Annotated in this window: 14 protein-coding genes, 1 tRNA gene and 1 pseudogene; 11 read left to right on the forward strand and 5 right to left on the reverse strand. The window is 67.1% G+C overall.

What is annotated here, in order from left to right:
* The first annotated feature begins 157 nt into the window (after nt 1-157).
* From K309_RS0106055 to K309_RS0106090, 8 genes are all read left to right on the forward strand, one after another.
* Nucleotides 158-427 (forward strand): hypothetical protein, encoded by a 270-nt coding sequence (locus K309_RS0106055; protein WP_029045586.1) that lies wholly within the window; start codon nt 158-160, stop codon nt 425-427.
* A gap of 57 nt (nt 428-484) precedes the next feature.
* Entirely contained in the window at nt 485-754 is a 270-nt protein-coding gene (locus K309_RS0106060; RefSeq protein WP_029045587.1) for a hypothetical protein, read from the forward strand.
* Between the two features lie 206 nt (nt 755-960).
* Nucleotides 961-2,430 (forward strand): efflux transporter outer membrane subunit, encoded by a 1,470-nt coding sequence (locus tag K309_RS0106065; protein WP_029045588.1) that lies wholly within the window; start codon nt 961-963, stop codon nt 2,428-2,430.
* A gap of 273 nt (nt 2,431-2,703) precedes the next feature.
* A complete protein-coding gene (locus K309_RS0106070; RefSeq protein ID WP_029045589.1) occupies nt 2,704-5,325 on the forward strand; it encodes an FHA domain-containing protein in 2,622 nt (873 codons plus the stop codon).
* A complete protein-coding gene (locus tag K309_RS0106075) occupies nt 5,322-6,701 on the forward strand; it encodes a beta-barrel domain-containing protein (protein WP_029045590.1) in 1,380 nt (459 codons plus the stop codon). The genes K309_RS0106070 and K309_RS0106075 overlap by 4 nt, the downstream gene beginning before the upstream one ends.
* A gap of 83 nt (nt 6,702-6,784) precedes the next feature.
* Nucleotides 6,785-7,537: a peptidylprolyl isomerase gene (locus K309_RS0106080; protein ID WP_029045591.1), complete on the forward strand. Its 753-nt coding sequence runs from the start codon at nt 6,785-6,787 to the stop codon at nt 7,535-7,537.
* A complete protein-coding gene (locus tag K309_RS0106085) occupies nt 7,518-10,655 on the forward strand; it encodes a peptidase domain-containing ABC transporter (protein WP_029045592.1) in 3,138 nt (1,045 codons plus the stop codon). Before K309_RS0106080 ends, K309_RS0106085 begins: the two co-directional genes overlap by 20 nt.
* A complete protein-coding gene (locus K309_RS0106090) occupies nt 10,652-11,995 on the forward strand; it encodes a sigma-54 interaction domain-containing protein (RefSeq protein ID WP_029045593.1) in 1,344 nt (447 codons plus the stop codon). Before K309_RS0106085 ends, K309_RS0106090 begins: the two co-directional genes overlap by 4 nt.
* A 20-nt stretch (nt 11,996-12,015) precedes the next feature.
* Here K309_RS0106090 and K309_RS0106095 read toward each other — a convergent pair whose 3' ends face one another.
* Nucleotides 12,016-12,792, reverse strand: a complete 777-nt coding sequence (locus tag K309_RS0106095; protein ID WP_029045594.1) for a PP2C family protein-serine/threonine phosphatase — start codon at nt 12,790-12,792, stop codon at nt 12,016-12,018.
* A 70-nt stretch (nt 12,793-12,862) separates the two neighbouring features.
* Entirely contained in the window at nt 12,863-13,156 is a 294-nt protein-coding gene (locus K309_RS0106100) for a hypothetical protein (protein WP_029045595.1), read from the reverse strand.
* A gap of 438 nt (nt 13,157-13,594) precedes the next feature.
* On the opposite strand from K309_RS0106100, the gene K309_RS0106105 reads away from it, so the two are divergent.
* Nucleotides 13,595-13,669: transfer RNA gene (locus K309_RS0106105), tRNA-Arg, on the forward strand.
* 376 nt (nt 13,670-14,045) lie between these two features.
* Here K309_RS0106105 and K309_RS0106110 read toward each other — a convergent pair.
* On the reverse strand, nt 14,046-14,378 hold the full coding sequence (locus K309_RS0106110; RefSeq protein ID WP_029045596.1) for a DMT family transporter: 333 nt from the start codon (nt 14,376-14,378) through the stop codon (nt 14,046-14,048).
* Nucleotides 14,379-14,631: 253 nt separating this feature from the next.
* On the opposite strand from K309_RS0106110, the gene K309_RS0106115 reads away from it, so the two are divergent.
* The gene (locus K309_RS0106115; protein ID WP_029045597.1) at nt 14,632-15,141 is read left to right on the forward strand and encodes a hypothetical protein; all 510 of its coding nucleotides are present in this window, start codon (nt 14,632-14,634) and stop codon (nt 15,139-15,141) included.
* 16 nt (nt 15,142-15,157) lie between these two features.
* Here the strand turns inward: K309_RS0106115 and K309_RS36040 are convergent.
* A pseudogene (locus K309_RS36040) lies at nt 15,158-15,637 on the reverse strand (benzoate/H(+) symporter BenE family transporter); the annotation flags it as partial.
* A gap of 10 nt (nt 15,638-15,647) precedes the next feature.
* A complete protein-coding gene (locus tag K309_RS0106125; protein ID WP_369796396.1) occupies nt 15,648-16,646 on the reverse strand; it encodes an amino acid ABC transporter substrate-binding protein in 999 nt (332 codons plus the stop codon).
* 470 nt (nt 16,647-17,116) lie between these two features.
* Between K309_RS0106125 and K309_RS0106130 the strand changes: the two genes are divergently transcribed.
* Nucleotides 17,117-19,045, forward strand: coding sequence for an ATP-binding cassette domain-containing protein (locus K309_RS0106130; RefSeq protein WP_029045599.1), 1,929 nt, complete (start codon nt 17,117-17,119; stop codon nt 19,043-19,045).
* Nucleotides 19,046-19,257 lie beyond the last annotated feature (212 nt).

The raw sequence follows: 19,257 nt of genomic DNA on the forward strand, positions 1-19,257 counted from the left end.
AGATCAAACAAAAACCCCCATATTTTCAGGCGTTTACAAGGCGCCAGCCCAAGAATACAACCCCCTGGCACGCTCCCTGCGATATCCCAACCGAGCGCGACACCAACCCGATGCTCGAACCCAACCCAGGCAACACCATCCGCACCAGGAGCCCATCATGACCACGCTGACCATCAACGACCTGACCACCATCGACACCCTGGACCAGAAGCGCATGCACGCCGTCCGCGGCGGCTTCGCCTACGTCCCGTTCGTCGCCGCCTACATGCCGCTGAAGCTGTCGATCGACAAGAGCATCACCGCCACGCAGGAAATCGCGCAAATGCAGACCGTCACCAACCTGAATGGCAACGGCTCCGCATTCCTGGACCACGTCAAGTCGAACGTCCACACCAACCAGAACGCCACCAACAACATCTACGGCTGAGCCCCGCGCCATAGCCATATCTGCCCACGCACACATACCGATACCCGGAGAACGATCATGACCACGCTGACCATCAAGGACCTGTCCGCCACCGAAACCCTCGACAGCAAGCGCATGCACGCCGTGCGCGGCGGTCTCGCCTACATGCCCTTCGCGGCGGTCTACGCCCCGATCAAGCTCAAGCTCGACAGCAGCATCACTGCCACGCAGGAAATCGCGCAGTTGCAGTCTGTCACCAACCTGAATGGCAACGGCTCGGCCTTCCTGGACCATGTCCGTTCGCATGTGGATACCAACCAGAACGCCAGCAACAATATCTATCGTTGAGAAGCTTGTTGAGATGGCGCCGCGCCGCGAGGATGTCCCCGCGGCGCGCTTTATGTGCCCATCGTCCATGCCCGGTTGCGCCTGATTCCGCCTGATGCAGATCGGGGTTGGAGCGCGCGCCCGCGCGCACCACAATACAGACAGACCTTCGCGGCCACGGCACGCCAGCGCGTCCCGCCCGCCGCGCCCGCACGCAGGATTGCACCGTGCCCGTATCCCGTATTTCCGCTCCCCGGGTCAAGCCGACCCCGACCTCGCGCCGCCTGGCCTGGCTCGCATCCGCGGCATCCGTGACATGCGCCGCGCTGCTGGCCGGCTGCGCCGATTTCCGGCCGCCGGTGTACCAGCGCCCGGAGACGCCGGCCAAGGCCGAATGGTCGCGCCAGGGTTCGATCACGGTGTCGCCTGAGGAAGCCGTGCAGCCCAACTGGTGGCACAACTTCAACGATCCGTACCTGGATGGGCTGATCGACCAGGCGCTGGCTGGCAACTACGACATCAAGGTGCTGGCCGCGCGCATCCGCGTGGCCAACGCGCAGATCGGCGAAGCGCGTGCCGGCGGGCTTCCGGTGATCGATATCGGCGCCGGGGCGAGCTTCGAGAAAAGCACCGGGCAGAAGTCCACCTGGACCTACAACGCCGGCGCGCAGCTGAACTGGGATATCGATATCTGGGGCAAGGTCGAGAAGGGCGTGCAGGCGCAGACCGCCGAGTTCCGCGCCACCGAGGCCGACTGGCGTGCCGGCTACCTGACGCTGGTGTCCAATGTATCGACCACTTACTTCACGATCCTGCAGTTCGACGAGCAGATCGAGCAGCAGACACGCACCGTCGCCAAGAACGGGCAGATCCTCTCTACCTACCAGGCCATGTACCAGAACGGCCTGGTGCCCAAGATCCGCGTGATGCAGCAGCAGGCGGAAATCAACCGGCTCAACAAGGACCTGCTGGAGCTGCGCCGTTCGCGCGATGTGGCGGAAAACGCGCTGGCGACGCTGGTGGGCGTGCCCGCGGGCAACCTCAAGGTGCCGGCGGGACGCCTGCAGGACCGCGTGAAGCCGCCCAGCGTGCCGGCCGGCCTGCCGTCGCAGTTGCTGGCGCGCCGGCCCGATATCGTCGCTGCCGAATATCGCGTGCTGGCGGCCTACAACATCGTCGGCCAGGCGCGGCTGGCGCAGCTGCCCAGCATCAGCCTGACCGCGCGCGGCGGCACCGCCAGCTTTGCGCTGAGCGACCTGCTCAAGTCCTTCACCTTCGGCTTCATGCCGAGCATCAACCTGCCCATGCTCGATCCCAGCGTGCGTGCGCGCGTGAAGACCACCGAGGCGCAGGTGGGCGTGGCGGAAAACGAATATGGCCGGGCCGTGATGACGGCGTTCGAAGAGGTGGAGAGCGCACTGGTCAACGTCGATGCGCACAAGAAGCAGCGCGTCGAGCTGCAGCAGCAGGTCGAGCAGCTGCGCGTGGTCTCGGCGCAGATCGAGGCCCAGCTCAGGGAAGGGGTGGTCTCGCAGCTCGAGGTATTCGAGACCGAGCGCTCGCTGCTGAATGCACAGCTGCAATTGTTGGCGGTCCACCAACAGATCCTGGCCGACACTGTCACGCTGTACAAGGCGCTCGGCGGCGGCTGGCCCGATACCGAAGTGCGCAACACGGCGGCCAGCCAGCCGCAATAGTGCACTTGCTGCCGCGCGGGGCGGGCGGGTGCCCGCAGCGATCGCAGCGACCCTCATGGCGCGGTGTGACGCATGCGTACGCAACGCGTTGCGCAATACCTTGCGCGGTGCGTGCAGCCCTTGTCTCTTTCCCTGATCCACTCCGTGAAAATACGCGCCTGCGCGCGTACCGCGGCCGATTGACTAGCCTAAGCCGTCGCCTACTATGTTCTTAGTCGCTTCACCCCCCTTGGCCGGCCGCCGCGGCAGCCGCGCTGTTGGCTCCCTGGAAACATGGCTCCTGACGAAGCACTGATCATGGAAATGCCGGTGAAAATGGCCCAGGGGATCGCTCGGGAGTCGAGCCAGGATCTGGCAAGGGAATTCGACGTGTTCCTGACGCCGGTCTCGCGGCCGGACCTGGGCGAGATCCGCATCGACGAAGACCTGTTCCCGGTCGGCCGCACCGAACTGCCATTCGCTGCCTATCCCGAAGACCTCGCGGCGCCGCTGTCCCGGCGCCATGCGCGCATCTTTGCCGAGCAAGGTGCGGTCTATGTCGCCGATCTGGGCAGCAAGAACGGCACGCGCGTGAATGGCGCGGCGGTGGCGCGTCAGCCTGCCCAGCTGCGCGATGGCGACGAGGTGGCGTTCGGTCCCGCGCTGTCGTTCCGCGTGCGCTTGTCGCCGCGCGCGCCGCAGCCGGAGCCGCCGCGGGTTGCGTTGACCCTGTTGCCGGAACGCAGCGATGTCGGGCTGCAGCCGATCCAGGTCGACGGCTTCCCGTATCTGATCAGCAAGGCCGACGATGCCTTTGCGCGCTATCGCGACAACTATCCGCAGCAGGTCAATTACCTGTCGCGCCGGCACGCGCACGTGTACCTGAAGGGCGGCGTGCCGTTCGTGGAAGACCTGGGCAGCACCAACGGCACCTTCGTCAACGGCACGCGCCTGGCGGACCACGGCGTGCCGCTGGATGACGGCGACCGCATCGCGTTCGGCGGCAGCCATTTCGTCTACAAGGCCGAGGTCCGCCGCGCCGGCGACGACGATGCCACCGCGACGCGCACCACGCTGGAGCCTGCCGTGCCGGCGCCGGCGTCTGCTGAGCCGGCCGCACAAGACGATGATGACCGCACCACTTTTGTCGGCGCGGCCAATTCTTTCCTCGACATCTTCTGTGTCGACTACGCTTCGCACCAGGAAGACGAAGTCAATGCCGACGCCGAAGCCCAGGCCGCGGCCGCGACCGCCGTGCCGGACCGCGCGCATCCATCGCGCAAGCGCGGGCGTGTCGCGCTCTTGCTGACCGAGGCGGCGCGCAGCTTCGGCCTCGACGACGGCGCACGCCTGCGGCGCGCCGCGCGCTGGGGCAGCGCGCTATTGCTGCTGGCCCTACTCGCCGGCGTCGCGCTCTACTGGCACGGTGCCGACGAGCGCGCGGTGCAGACCCTGCATGCGGCGGGCGACTACGCTGGCGCCGCGAAGGCTGCCGACGGCTACCTCGCGCGCCATCCCGACGATGCCGACGTGCAAGTGCTCGGCACCGAAGCGCTGCTGCGCGCGTACGTGCCCGGGTGGGTCGCGAAGCTCAAGGCCGGCGACTTCGGCGGCGCCGATGCCGCGCTCGCACAGATGCGGCAGCTCAGCAGGAATAACGCAGACGCCCGGCCGCTGGTCGCCGAACTCGAATGGATCGGCAGGCTCGAACGCTATACCGCGCAGCGCGGCGCTGATGCGCCGATCCGCCTCTATGCCGACGAAGCGCCGATCCGGCAGCTGCTGGCGCACTGGAACCAGGACACCATTGCGCACCAGCGCGCGCTGGGCCGCATCGCCGCCGACGTTCCGGCATTCCGCGACCTCTATGCCGATGCGCTCAGCGACGTGCGCCGGCTGCAGAACGATGCGTCGGTCTATCTCGCGGCGATCACGCGGCTCGACGCCAGCATTGCCACGGAACTTGGCCGCGACCGCCCCGAAGCGCTGCAGCCGGTGATCGCCGACTATCGCGAGAAATATCCGCGCCTGGCGGGCCTGGACCAGGTGCAGGCGGACCTGGACCGCTACACCGCGCTGCTGCAGGCACTGCGCGCACGCCGCCCCGGCACGCTGGTGGCGCGGCTGGCCGACAGCCGCTTCGTTACGCCACCGTTCCAGGCCCAGTTCGCGCAACTGGCACCGCGGCTGCCGCCGCCGCAGATGGCAACGCAGTACGCCAGTGCCGCCGACGCATGGCAGAAGGGCGACAGCAGCGCCGCGCTGGCAGGGTTCAGGCAGATCCAGGGCGGTGCGTGGAGCGATGACCTGGCGCGCGACCTCGCGCACAAGCAGAAGGTGGCGGCGCAGTTTGCCGAGCTGCAGTCCGAGCGCGGCAGCAAGGGTTATGAAGACCGCCTGCTCGGCTTCTACGCCATGCTCGACGCCGACGAGGACAAGTTCTTCGCCAGGGCGGTGGAAGCCGATGTCAACAGCGTGCGCGACAGCGCGTTGCGGCGTGCGCGCGAGCTGATGGGCAGCGCCGTCGCCGCGTGGAAGCAATACCGCAGCAACGGCGTGATCGGCAGCGAGCAGCGGCTTGAGCCCGGCATCTCGCCCAGGTTCCGTGCGCAGGCCCGGCTGTTGTCGCAGGCGCAGGAAGATGCGCGCCAGGGCATGCGCATCTTTACGCAGCTGCGCGCCGGCGAAAGCGCGGACCTGGCGCAGCTGGCCAAGGTCGAGGAAGAAATCCGCGCCGAGGCCGACCAGCAGCGCCATGCGCTGCGCGAACTGAGCACCGTGCTCGACCCGACCGTCCTCAAGACCAAGCTCGAGCTGATCGGCGGCGAAGACCGCGGCAAGCTGCCCGCGGACGCCGCGCCGAGTGACGCGGCCAACGTGACCCCCACGCCGCAGCAGCCCGCGAGGCAGCCATGAAGGACGATTCCCGCCGGGCCGGCCTGAAGCCCCTGTCCGAAGCGCTGGAGGATCACAGCGCCGACGGTATCGGCTTGCTTACCGCGGAACCGTCGCGGCTGGGCATGCTGACCATCGTCACCACGTTCGCGCTGGTGGTGTGCGGGCTGGTGTGGTCCTTCGTCGGCCACGCCGACGTCATCGTCACCGCGCAAGGCACGCTGGCCCCCGAATCCGAAGTGCGGCGCTTCTATGCCCCGGTCGACGGAGAACTGGCCGACCTGTACGTCGCCGAAGGCCAGCCGGTGTCCAAGGACGACGTGCTGGCGCGGCTGAACGCGCGCGGCGCGATCGAGGCCGCCGCCAATGCGCTCGAAGCGCAGCTCAAGCTGGAGGACTCCGAGCGCGATTGGAAGCAGTTCCCGGAGAAGAAGGCGCTGATGGAACGCCGCGCCAACGCGCTCAAGCAGCAGATCGACGTGGCCACGCGCCAGCACGAGAATCGCCTGGCTCAAGGCACCACGCGGCTGGCCGAGGAACAGCGCGCGCAACTGCAGGAAGCGCGCAGCAACCTCGAAAACGCCCGGCGTGCACGCGAGTTCGCGCGCCAGGAGCAGGACCGCTATGCGCGCCTGCTGGCGCTGCCCGGCGGCGGCGGCGTGTCGCAGTCGCAGCTCGATGCCAAGCGCGCGGCGGCGCAGGACGCCGAGAACAACCTGCGCGTGGCGCAGTCGCGGCTGAGCGAGCTGGATGCCCGTCTCGCGCGCGAGATGACCCAGGCCAGCGCGCTGCTCGAAAGCAGCGGGCAGGACCTGGCCGGACTGCGCGTGCAGTATGACGCCGCGCTGCGCGAGATCGCCAGCACCGAGGACAAGCTGCGCCTGCAGGTGCAGACCGCGCGGCTGGTGGCCGACGCGGCCGCGCGCATCCGCTTCGAGAATATCGACAAGGACAACTTCCTGCTGATCCTGGCGCCGGTGTCGGGCGTGATTACCGATGTCACTTCCACCCAGCGCGGCGACAAGGTGCAGGCGAACACGCCGCTGGGCGGGATCGCGCCCAAGGATGCGCGCCCGGTGGTCAAGATCGTCATTGCCGAGCGCGACCGCGCGTTCCTGCGCGAAGGGTTGCTGGTCAAGCTCAAGTTCAGCGCCTTCCCGTACCAGCGCTACGGGATCATCGAAGGCACGCTGGAATTCATCTCGCCCGCGACCAAGCCGGGCCCCGACAAGCAGCCGGTCTACGAAGGCAGGGTGCGCCTGGCGCGCGACTACTACACCGTGGCCGACAACAAGTATCCGTTGCGCTATGGCATGACTGCCACGGCGGAGATCGTGGTGCGCGAGCGCCGCCTGATCGACCTGGGGCTCGACCCCTTCCGCGAGGTGGCGGGATAAATGCCGGCGGCAGCCGGGGGAACACAGCAACAGCCGATCTGGATGCCCGTGCGCATGCGCCGGGCCGTCAAAGGAGCCTAGACATGACTGGCATTGTCCGTATCGACGACGAGGTGCTCGGCGTCGAGGAATTCGTGCGGCTGCTCAAGCTGACGGGGCAGTTCGAAGGGCTGGTCGAGCAGATGGTGCGCGACAAGCTGACCGTGCACGCCGCGAAGCGTCAGGGCATGGTGGTCACGCCCGACGAAATCCAGGAGCGCGCTGACCAGTTCCGCCGCGTGCAGGGCCTGCACCGCGCCGCCGACATGAACCACTACCTCGATGCGCTCAATGTCAGCCTCGACGAGTTCGAGGCGTTCATCACCGATAACCTGTACCAGGAACGGATGATGGAGCAGGTCTGCAGCGACGCCGCGGTGCAGGAGTACTTTGCGCTGAATTCGCCGCGCTTCGACAGCATCGAGGTCAGCCATATCGTGGTCGACAGCGAAGGCAAGGCCAAGGAGCTGATCTCATACCTGCAGGAAGATCCCGAGGCGTTCGCCGACATGGCGCGCGAGCATTCTATTGCCGACACGCGCGAGCACGGCGGCGAGATCGGCAAGGTGCTGCGCGGCTCGCTCAAGACCGATATCGAGGCCAAGGTGTTCAACGCGGAGCCGGGCGACCTGCTGGGGCCTTTCCCCGCGCCGGACCGCTCTTTCTTCGAAGTCTTCCTGGTGCGCGCCAAGCATCCCGCCACGCTCGACAGCGAAGTCGCGGTGGAGGTGCGGCGCCTGCTGCGCGAAGACTGGCTGATGGGCAGGGCGCAGGAACATGTCATCGAAGCCCGCTAGCGAGTCTGGCGAAGCCGCCGCTGCTGCTGCCCCGGCGGCCCCGGCTGCCCCGACAGCGTCGGAAAGGCCCGAGGGCGGATCCGCGCTTGCCGCTTTCCTGGCCGGCGTGGAAATCCTGTCGGTGCTGACGCCGGAGGAACTGGCGCGCCTGGCCGATGCCGCGCAGGTGGTGACCTTTGGCTTTGGCGATACCGTCTGCAATGCCGGCGACGCGGCGGCCGGCCTGTTTATCGTCAAGTCGGGATCCGTGCGCGTGTTCAACGAAGAGCACGGCAAGGAAATCAGCATGGGCGTGCGCAAGGCCGGCGAGGTCTTTGCCGATATCGCGCTGCTGCGCGAGTACCGGCATGAATCGTCGGTGCGCGCCTCGGGCAAGACCGAACTGCTGATGATCCCGCGCGCCGTGGCTGAGCCGGTGGTCGCCGGCAACCCGGCAGCGCTGGCCTTTGTCACCAGCTATGTCGCGATCAGTTCCGCCGGCGGCTTTGTCGCGCGGCTGTTCGACCTGCGCGGCAAGCTCGACAAGCAGGAACTGGCCGATGCCGTGCGCAGCGTGGGCGTCAAGCGCGTCAGCGCCGGCAAGGAGATCCTGAAGCAGGACGGGCGCGAGGACCGGCGCCTGTACGTGGTGCGCCAGGGCACCGTGCGCGTGGTGCGCAGCGAAGAGGGCAGCGAGTTTCCGCTGGCGACCCTTGGCCAGGGCGATATCTTCGGCGAGCGCGCCTGCGTGATGCGGCAGGAGCAGCTGGCATCGGCCGTCGCCGAGACCGATGTGCGCCTGCTGGTCATCCCCGAGAAGACCGTGCAGCTGATCCTGGAGCGCAACCCGCGCCTGCGCGAGGTGCTGGAAGAACGCATCCGCGCGCTCGACCGCGAGCTGCATCGGCAGAAGAAGCTGGCCGAGCGGCGCAAGCGCCCGGTGCTGCTTGACCTGCATTCGAAGCCCGAGCTGGGCGAAAAGCTGATCCGCCGCTTCGGCCTGGTCGAACAGGCCGAGGAAATGGATTGCGGCGCCGCCTGCCTGGCGATGATCTGCCGCCACTACGGCATCCCGATGACGCTGGGCAAGCTGCGCGAGCTGGCCAACGTGACCACGCAGGGCGCCACGCTCGAAAGCCTGGCGCGCGCCGGCGAGTCGCTCGGCTTCACCACGCGCGGGGTGCAGTGCACGCGCGACTCGCTGATGGGCTTCGAGCTGCCGTTCATCGTGCACTGGGAGGGCTACCACTACGTGGTGGTGTACGGCATCTCGTCGCGCTGGGTGTGGGTGGCCGATCCCGCCATCGGCTTCCGCAAGATGAGCGCGGAAGAGTTCGAGCGCGGCTGGAGCGGCACCTGCCTGCTGTTCTCGCCTGGCGAGAGCATGACGCAGCTGTCGGTGCAGCGCTCGCCGTGGCTGCGCTTCATCGGCTACCTGGCGCCGTACAAAAAGATCCTGGCGCACCTGTTCCTGGCGACCTTCGTGATCCAGATGCTGGGCGTGGTGCCGCCGCTGATCATCCAGAACATCCTCGACGGCGTAGTGGTGCACCAGAACGTGGGGCTGCTGCACCTGCTGATCGCGGGGCTGATCATCTCCAACGTGTTCTCGCAGCTGATGTCGACGATCCGCGCGTACCTGGCCAACTTCATGGTGCGCAACATGGACTTCGCCATGATGTCGCACTTCTTCAAGCACACGCTGTCGCTGCCGCTGTCGTTCTTCGCCAAGCGCAAGACCGGCGATATCTTCGCGCGCTTCCAGGAGAACCAGACCATCCGCGCCTTCCTGACCGAGTCGACGGTGACCACGGCGCTGAACCTGCTGATGGTGTTTATCTACTTCACCATCATGTTCCTCTACAACGTCAAGCTGACGCTGCTGCTGATCGCCTTCGTGATCCCGATCGCGGCGCTGACGGTGGTGGTGACGCCCAGGGTCAAGACCTATGCGCGCGAGGTCTTTGCCACCTCGACCGATGCCAAGGCCTACCTGATGGAAACGCTGGGCGGCGCCGAAACCGTCAAGGGCATGGGCATCGAGCGTCCGGTGCGGCTGCGCTGGGAGCGCAAGTACACCAAGGCGCTGGAATCGCAATACAAGGCGCAGGCCTTCCATATCCTGGTGGGGTTGGTGAGCCAGCTGCTTAATGCGGCCACCACCATCGCGGTGCTGTGGGTAGGCGCGACGCTGGTGCTCGAGCGCGAGCTGACCATCGGCCAGCTGATCGCCTTCAATGCCTTCATGGGCAGCGTGCTGGCGCCGCTGATGGGGCTGGTGGCGTTGTGGGGCCAGCTCAACGATGCGGGCGTGGCGATGGAGCGGCTCGGCGACATGCTCGACCTGGAGCCCGAGCAGAAGCCGCAGGATGTGCTGTCGCGCGTGATGCTGCCCGACCTGCAGGGCGAGATCGTGATGAAGGACCTGTACTTCCGCTATGGCGGCGAGGACACGCCTTACGTGCTGGAGAACATCAGCTTCACTATCCGGCCGGGCGAGATGGTCGCCATCGTCGGGCGCAGCGGCTCGGGCAAGACCACGCTGGCCAAGCTGCTGGTGGGCTTCTACAAGCCGACCGAGGGCTCGATGTCGGTCGACGGCTACGACCTCAATGTGATCGACGCGGCGTTCTACCGCGCGCAGGTCGGCTATGTGATGCAGTCCAACCTGCTGTTCTCCGGCACCATCGCCGAGAACATCGCCTGCGGCGACGACAGCCCCGACCGGCGCCGCATCGAGGAAGTGGCGCGCATGGCCGACGCCCATGCCTTTATCAGCAAGCTGCCACTGGGCTACGAGCAAGTGGTGGGCGAGCGCGGCATGGGCTTGTCGGGCGGACAGATCCAGCGGTTGTGCATCGCCCGCGCGCTGTACCACGACCCGCGGCTGCTGGTGTTCGACGAGGCGACCTCGGCGCTCGACACGCAATCCGAAAGCAACATCCTGGCGAACATGCAGGAGATCCTGCGCGGGCGTACCGCGGTCATCATCGCGCACCGCCTCAGCACCATCATGCAGGCCGACAAGATCCTGGTGCTGTATGAAGGCGCGATCGTCGAGCAGGGCCGGCATGAGGAGCTGCTGGAACGCAAGGGCATGTATTACCAACTGGTGCAGAAGCAACTGAGCGCAGCATGAAGCTATACAACCAGGGTGCCACTCCTGCCTCGGTCACGTCGCCGGTGTCGTTCGCCGGCCTGATCGAGAAGATCGAGATCCTGCGCTCGACGCTGCGCTGGGCATCGCGCCTCGACCGCCCCGAAATCGAGAAGCTGCTCAAGCAGGCCACCACGCTGCGCGACGAGGTCATGGGGCTGTCGCACAAGGAGCGCTTCGTGCAGGCGGCGGCATCCGCTGAAACCGCGGCCGGAAGCGCGGATGAAAGCGCGCCGCCGCAGCAGGAAGTCGAACGCATGCCGCGTGAGCGGCGCCAGGCGCTGATGGAGCGCAGCTTTATCTTCGAGGGAACCTTTGGCGACAACCCCAAGCTGCTCGAAGCCCTGGAAATCGCCGAGAAGGCCGCGCCGACCGACCTGCCGGTGCTGATCGACGGCGAGAGCGGCACCGGCAAGGAGCTGATGGCCAAGGTGATCCACGCCAACGGTTCGCGCACCGACAAGCCGTTCATCTCGGTCAACTGCGGCGCGATCCCCGACAGCCTGCTCGAATCCGAACTGTTCGGCCACAAGAAGGGCGCCTTCACCGGCGCCAGCAACGACCGGCGCGGCAAGTTCGAAAGCGCGCATACCGGCACCATCTTCCTCGACGAGATCGGCGAGCTGCCGCTGACCGGGCAGGTCAAGCTGCTGCGCGTGCTGGAAGCGCACGAGATCCAGCGCGTGGGCTCGGACGAGATCATCTCGGTCGATGCGCGCATCGTCGCCGCCACCAACAAGGACCTGCGCAAGATGAGCGAGGCCGGCACCTTCCGCGAGGACTTGTTCTACCGCCTCAGCGTGATCCACGTCAGCCTGCCCGCGCTGCGCGAGCGGCACGACGAGATCCCGCTGCTGGTGTCCTACTTCAGCGACGAGGCGGCCAGCATGCTCAAGCGCGCGCCGGTCAGGCTGACGCCCAGGCTGCGCGACTTCCTGCTGCACTACGACTATCCCGGCAATATCCGGGAGCTGCGCAACCTGATATACCGGCTGTCATGCCTGGCCGGCGACATGGCCGACCTGGCGCAGCTGCCGCAGGACATCCGCCCCAAGCCGGCGCTGTCGGTGGTTGGGGCCACGGCGTCTGGAGGGACGGACATTGCCATGCCGACCTCGCTCAGCGAGGCCAAGCGCGCCGCCAGCGACGAGGCCGAGCGCGCCTTCCTGGAGCGCGGGCTGCAGGAAGTCGGCGGTACGGTGGCCGAGCTGGCGCGGCGCTTCGACATGAACCGCTCGCACCTGCAGATGCTGCTGAAGAAGCACGGCATCCATTCCAAGGATTTCCGCGCCAGCAGGCAGGCGGATGGGAGCAAGGCGTAGGGTGAAGGGTAGGGCGATGCTCAGGTGTCCAGCTCGGGATTGACCAGCGTCTTGTCCGAGCCGTAGGGATCGGTGGCCCGGACTACCACCACCGAGATGTTGTCGCGCCCGCCGGCATCGAGCGCCATCTTCAGCAGCGTCTGCGCGGCTTGCGGCGGGTCCTGTTGCGCCAGCACCGCGGCGATGTCGGGGTCGTCGACCTCGTTGCTCAGGCCGTCGCTGCACAACATGAAGATGTCGCCATCGGCAACTTCGGTCAGCAGCTGCTCCGGCGCCAGGGTTGCCGCGGCGCCCACGGCGCGCGTGATGGTGTTCTGCGCGGGATGGTGGCGCGCCTGCTCGGGTGTGATCAGGCCGCGCGCCAGCAGGCGCTCGACCTGGTTATGGTCGCGCGTCAGCCGCACCAGCTCGCCGCCGCGCAGCCGGTACAACCGGCTGTCGCCGGCCCACAGGCAGCCGCAGCGGCTGTCGCCGGCCAGCAGCACCACCACGGTGCTGCCGATGCAGCGCACGCCCAGCCGCGCGGCTTCGTCGACCAGCGCCAGGTTGACGCCCTGCATCGCCGCGCGCGTGGCCTCCATCCGGTCTTCCAGCAGCGGCTGCGGCGGCAGCGCGGCCAGCGCCTGGACCACGGCCTGGCTGGCGAAGTCGCCGACGGCATGGCCACCCATGCCGTCGGCGACCGCCCACAGCTGCTGCGCGGGCAGGTCCAGGCACGCATCCTCGTTGCGTTCGCGTACGCGGCCGACGTCGGTGCAGGCCGCCGAGGTCCACTGGAAGTGCGAATCGAAACCCAAATCTAGCCTCCGCTCCGCGTCGCGCCCCTTCTTCGTGCCCCGTCGTGCCGGGGCGTGCCACGACAGGCACTCAGACCAGGCGACCGTCGTTCCTCGCGCCCTGGTCTCCCTGGACACTGATATTGGAGTTGGGCGCGTTGTTGCGGATATCGATGTTCTGGAACTGGTTGTTCATCTGATCAGCATAGAAGCTGTAGTTGATCTCGTAAAAGTTGAACACCGCGCCGGCCGGCACCGGCGACGACGGCACGAACGGGCGGATCCACCCGAACACCCACTGCCCGCCGGCACCGCGCACGCGGGCCATGGCGTCGGAAGCAAGTTCGCGGCAGCTGGCAAGGTCGTGGATAGCTAGGGTGGCCATGTTTCTGTCTCCGGGTAGTCTCGGCGTCGTGCCGGGGCGGTACCGGAATACAGCAAGGCACGTGCCAACGGTGCCAGCCGCCGGTTGGGTCGGCGCCAGAGCGCCATGCGGCGCGGGTTGCCGGCTGGCGGCACGGTGTCGCGCCATCAGCGGATCAGCAATATGCGTTGGCCTGGCGCCGACATCTGCGCGGACACCTGTCGGGATTTTCCCGCCACTGTAGCGCTCGCTGGGAAATGGCCGCTTCAGCCGCCACATTCCTCGGTTATGTGACGCTGGCCACCGATGCCGCATGCGCAGGCACTGGCGTTCGCGGCGGATATGCAGGCGCACTGACGCGTGCAGCCACATAAACGAATCCTGGACGGCGCGGCGGTCCGAGTCGGGTGACTTCCGGCAAGAGGATTTTGATATACTCCCCTCCTGCTTCAGGGTCCCCTCGCCGTAGTTCAATGGATAGAACGAGCGCCTCCTAAGCGCTAGATACAGGTTCGATTCCTGTCGGCGGGACCATAGTCTTCAGCAAAATCACCCCATCCCACGTCGATCCCAGCCGGGGGGCTGATTGCGCCTGGCGTTGCCTATACTTCCGCAAAGGCAAAGGTTGCGTTCCGGACACCTGCCGGCCGCAGCCTTGCCATACAGGGAGATCGCCATGGCACGCGTCGGACTTCTCGTACGTTCACTAGTGTTGTTGCCGCTTCTCGGGCTCGCCGGCTGCATCTCGGTGCAGCGAACCGTTTCTGATCCGCCGCCGAGCGGCCGTACGGTCATCGTACCGCCGGGCTCCACCGTGACATGTACGCCTGGGCCGTGCGAGGTGCGGTAAGTCGTCCAGTTACTACCAGCAATCAAGCCGGCTGCACTTACGGTCTGAGCATGGCGTGGCTCAGTGTGCGCTCGTCTTCGAAAAGAGCTGAATCACCGCGACGCCGGCAATAATCAGGCTGATCCCCAGGCAAGCCGCCAGATCGGGAATCTGCCGGTACAGTACTACCGCAATCAGCGTCACCAGCACGATTCCGGCCCCGCTCCAGATTGCATACGCGATTCCTACCGGCACGGTGCGCATCACCATCATCAGCAGCCAGAACGCCGCCACATAGCCGCCCATCACCAGGACGCTGGGCATGAGCCGCGTAAATCCTTGCGAGGCCTTCAGGCTGCTGGTGGCGATGACTTCGGCGACGATCGCGAGGGCGAGGAGCAGGTATCCGTTCATGGATGGGCTGGAAAGTGGGGGCGGCAAGGCGCCAAACCGGCATCTTAGCCTCGGCGCCATGTTGCGCCAAAGCCGCGTCCCTCCATTGCGGTGGTTGTGCGAAGCGGCAATGCGGTTTTGAATAGAGCAAATACAGAACAAGGCGGCCCCCCTCGGGCGTGCTTTACCAGGCAGTCGCGGTATTTGAGGCCTGACCAAGCCGGCACGAACCCTACGATGCCGGCGGCTGGCTTTTTGGGGCAAGGGGAGCGGCATGAATCACACCGGCATCGAGGACACGGCCGTCTGGCCGACGACGCAGTTCGGGGATCCGGCGCCGGAGCCGGACGCGACGCCATGGCAGGACACCATCGCCGCGGCGGACCATGCGCTGGAAGAAGCCACGCGCATCCATCGCGGCGTGCAGCACAACCTGAAGCTGATTCAGGAAGTCCGGTCACTGCGTGAAGAGCTGCGCAAGGCCCATGCGGAAATCGACCGCTACCGGGGCATGCATGCGCGGGTGGTGGTCGGCATGCGCCAGCTGGAAGACGACCACACCGGGGCGATGAGCCGGCTCAAGGCAGATAACGAGATGCTGCTGGTGCGCCACCGGGTCTACAAGCTGATGGCCGAGCACTACGCCCGCATGGCATTGAGGCTGGACCCGCAGACCTTCGCCACGCACCGCGACCGCGTGCTGCAGCACATCCTGTTCCAGCGCCGCAAGGGCGTGCCGCCGGATACGGTCAGCGCCGCCGACGTCGCCTTCCTGATGCTGTAGGCGCCCGCGGGAGCGCTCAGGCCGCGCGCGGGCGCAGCACGTAGAGCGCCAGCATGCCGCCGACCACGCCCCAGAACGCCGAGCCGATACCAGCCAGGACCATGCCCGAGGCGGTGATCATGAAGGTCAGCAGCGCGGCTTCGCGCTCGGCCGGCGTCTGCATGGCAACGGTCAGGCCGTTGGCGATCGAGCCCAGCAGCGCGAACGCAGTGACGCCGACCACCAGCGCCTTCGGGAACGCGGCGAACAGCGCGGCAATGCTCGCGGCCAGTGTGCCCGCCACCAGGTAGCCGATGCCGCAGACCACTGCGGCGGTATAGCGGCGGTGGCGATCCGGGTCGGCCTGCGGGCCGGTGCAGATGGCGGCCGTGATCGCCGCCAGGTTGATGCCGTGCGAGCCGAACGGCGCCAGCGCGGCCGACGCCAGCCCGGTTACCGTGATCAGGCGCGAGGCCGGCACGTGGTAGCCGTCGGCGCGCAGGACCGCCAGCCCGGGCCTGGCCGCGTCAGTCCGCCACCTTGTCGCTCGGGAACTTGAACGAGTCGCGCAGCAGGTAGCTCATCGGGATATCGAGCCGGATGCCGTGCGGCGGGATCGGTGCCTGGAACCACTTGCGGTACAGCCGCTGCGTGTCCTGGTCGTAGATCGAGGCCACCAGCGTCTTGTCGGCCAGCTGCTTGAAGGCCGTGTCTTGGCGCGACAGCATGATGGCGTAGGGCTCGATGGTGAGCAGGTCGCCGGTGACGCGGTAGTCGTCCGGGCGTGCCGCGTTGGCGCGCAGGCCATAGAGCAGCACGTCATCCATCACGAAGGCATCGGCCTTGCCGGCCTCGACCATGGCGAAGGCCTGGGCGTGGTCCCTGGCCTCGACCAGCCGCAGCTGCAGCGCGCCGGATTCATCCATCTTGCGCAGCGTGGCCAGCGGCGTGGTGCCGGTGGTCGAGACCACGGTCTTGCCGCGCAGGTCCGGCCACTTGTTGATCCCCGATGCCGCCTTGACCAGCATGCGGCTGCCGGCGATGTAGTGCGGGATGGTGAAGGCGACCTGCTCGCGCCGCTCGCGGTTGTTGGTGGTGGAGCCGCATTCCAGGTCGGCCTTGCCCTCGACGATGGCCGGGATGCGGCTGGCGGGCGTGACCGGCACCCAGTCCACGCGCAGCGACGGCAGCTTCAGCGCGCTGCGCACGGCGTCGGCGACCTTCAGGCACAGGTCGACGGCATAGCCGACCGGCTTGCCGTCGGCGACGAAGGAGAACGGGACCGAGCTTTCGCGGTGGGCGATGCGGATGGCGCCGGTCTGCCGGATCCGGCGCATCACCGGCGCGCCGTCGGACGGCGCGGTGGCGGCAGGGTCGTTGGTTGCGGTAGTGGCGGTAGTGGCGGCGGATGGTGCCGGCATGGCCGCGGCCAGCAGTGCCACCACCAGCGCGGCCAAGGCAGGACATGACAAGACGGGCGCGCGCTTCCCGCAGGAAGGCAGGCGCCCCGGACCCGGATCGGACATGTAACCCCCGTACAAAAATGACTGGAACCGGCGCGGCGGCGGCCGAAGGGCAACCACCCATTCCGTCTTCAGGCCGGCTGTGGCTCCGGCTCTGCGTTGTCTTGTTTGTCGTGCCGGCACACCGGGTGCAGGACAAGCCATTGTTCCACGCGGGGCCGGGTGCGGACAACTGCGGGCACACCAGGCGTGCCCGGCGAGCAACGCCCCGGCGCACCCGGGTTGACGGGACTTTCCCTTACGGAGTTGTCCGACTGGAGCGGGACAGGGCGCATTGATATTCTGCTTGCGTGCCTTGTGAGCAGGGCACCGAGGAGAGACTCTTGGGCCCGCAGTGCGCGGGCCCTTCTTTTTGAGCCGCCTGCCCGGAGCCGCCTGTCGGCCGCGGTCGTCTACAATGCGGGCTGCCGCGCCATGCCCGGCAACCATCCCCGTCCCATCCGGCCCCGTCTTTCCATTCGTCGTCTTTTCCCATGGCCCTGTTTTCCATCACCGACGCCCAGCTCGCCTTCGGGCACGTGGCTTTGCTCGACCATGCCGATTTTTCGCTGGAGGCCGGCGAACGCGTGGGCCTGATCGGGCGCAACGGCTCGGGCAAGTCCTCGCTGCTGAAGATCGTGGCCGGGCTGTCGGCGCCGGATGACGGCCTGATCGCGCGCCAAAGCGGCGTCACCAGCGCCTACGTGCCGCAGGAGCCGCTGTTCGAGCCGGGCATCACCGTGTTCGACGCGGTGTCGCAGGGCATGGGCGACGCCCACGACCTGCTGGTGCGCTACGAGGCCGCGGCCGACCGCGTCGCCGAGCACCATGACGACGAAGCGGCGCTGGCCGAGCTGCACCGGCTGCAGTCCGAGCTGGACGCCGCCGGCGCCTGGCAGTTGCGCACCCGCGTGGAAACCACGCTGGCGCGGCTGGGGCTGGATTCGCACACGCGCGTCGATGCGCTGTCCGGCGGCCTGCAGAAGCGCGTGGCGCTGGCGCAGGCGCTGGTGGCCGAACCCGACATCCTGCTGCTGGACGAGCCCACCAACCACCTCGACATGGAAGCCATTCGCTGGCTCGAAGACCTGCTGCTGGCGTTCCGCGGCAGCGTGCTGCTGATCACCCACGACCGCGCCTTCCTGGACCGCGTGGCCACCCGCATCGTCGAGCTGGACCGCGGCCGGCTGGTGTCCTTCCCCGGCAACTTCGCCGCGTACCAGGCGCGCAAGGAAGAAATGCTGGCCGCCGAGCAGGTCGAGCAGGCCAAGTTCGACAAGCTGCTGGCGCAGGAAGAAGTGTGGATCCGCAAGGGCGTGGAGGCGCGCCGCACGCGCAGCGTGTCGCGCATCCAGCGGCTGGTGGCGATGCGCACTGAGCGCGCGGCGCGCCGCGAGGTGCAGGGCAACGTCAAGCTGGAGGTGTCGCAGGCCGACCGCTCCGGCAAGATCGTGTCCGAGCTGATCGATGTGAACAAGGCCTATGGCGACAAGGTGGTGGTGCGCGATTTCACCGCCACTATCATGCGTGGCGACAAGGTCGGCCTGATCGGCCCCAACGGCGCCGGCAAGACCACGCTGCTGCGGCTGATCCTGGGCGAGCTGGCGCCGGACAGCGGCACGGTGCGCAACGGCAGCAACCTGCAGGTGGCGTACTTTGATCAGATGCGGACCGCGCTCGACCTGGAGAAGTCACTGGCCGACACCATCAGCCCGGGCAGCGACTGGGTCGAGGTCAACGGCCAGCGCAAGCACGTGATGAGCTACCTGGGCGACTTCCTGTTCGCGCCGGAGCGCGCGCGTTCGCCGGTCAAGTCGCTGTCGGGCGGCGAGCGCAACCGCCTGCTGCTGGCGCGGCTGTTCGCGCGGCCGGCCAACGTGCTGGTGCTGGACGAGCCGACCAACGACCTCGATATCGATACGCTGGAGCTGCTGGAAGAACTGCTGCAGGACTACAGCGGCACGGTGTTCCTGGTCTCGCACGACCGTGCGTTCCTGGACAACGTGGTGACGTCCACCATCGCCGCCGAGGGCGAAGGCGTGTGGCGGGAGTCTGTGGGGGGGTATTCCGACTGGGTCGAGCAATCGGCGCGTGCCGCGTCTATCCAGGCGGCGAGCAAGCCGGAGCAGAAGGCTGCCGAACCGGCCAAGGGCAAGGATTCGCGCGAGGCGCGCGGCGCCAACCGGACCGTCAAGCTGTCCTACAAGGAGCAGCGCGAGCTGGACGGCTTGCCGGAGCGTATCGCTGCGCTGGAAACCGAGCAGAAGACGATCTCGGGGCAACTGGAGGATGGCTCGCTCTATGTCAGCGACGCGATCAGGGCCGCGCAGCTGGCCACGCGGCATGATGAGATCGAGATGGAATTGCTGCAGGCGCTGGAGAGGTGGGAGGTGTTGGAGGGGAAGGTGAAGGGGGAGGGGTAAGGGGAAGGGGTTCGGGTTGGGAAGCTGCTTTGTCGCCGTTAGTGACATGCTGTCGGCTGTTGGTTCCGCCGGACCTATCCGGAATTTTGTGTACGAGGCATATCATGGAGGTAATGACCATGGATATGCCAATGAAGAAGAAACGTACAGTGGCGTCTCAGGCAGCGGCCCGCGGGCCGCTGCCGGCTTTGCCTGAGGGCTTGCTGGATGAG

The sequence above is a fragment of the Cupriavidus phytohabitans genome, assembly GCF_000426345.1.
Lineage (GTDB): Bacteria > Pseudomonadota > Gammaproteobacteria > Burkholderiales > Burkholderiaceae > Cupriavidus.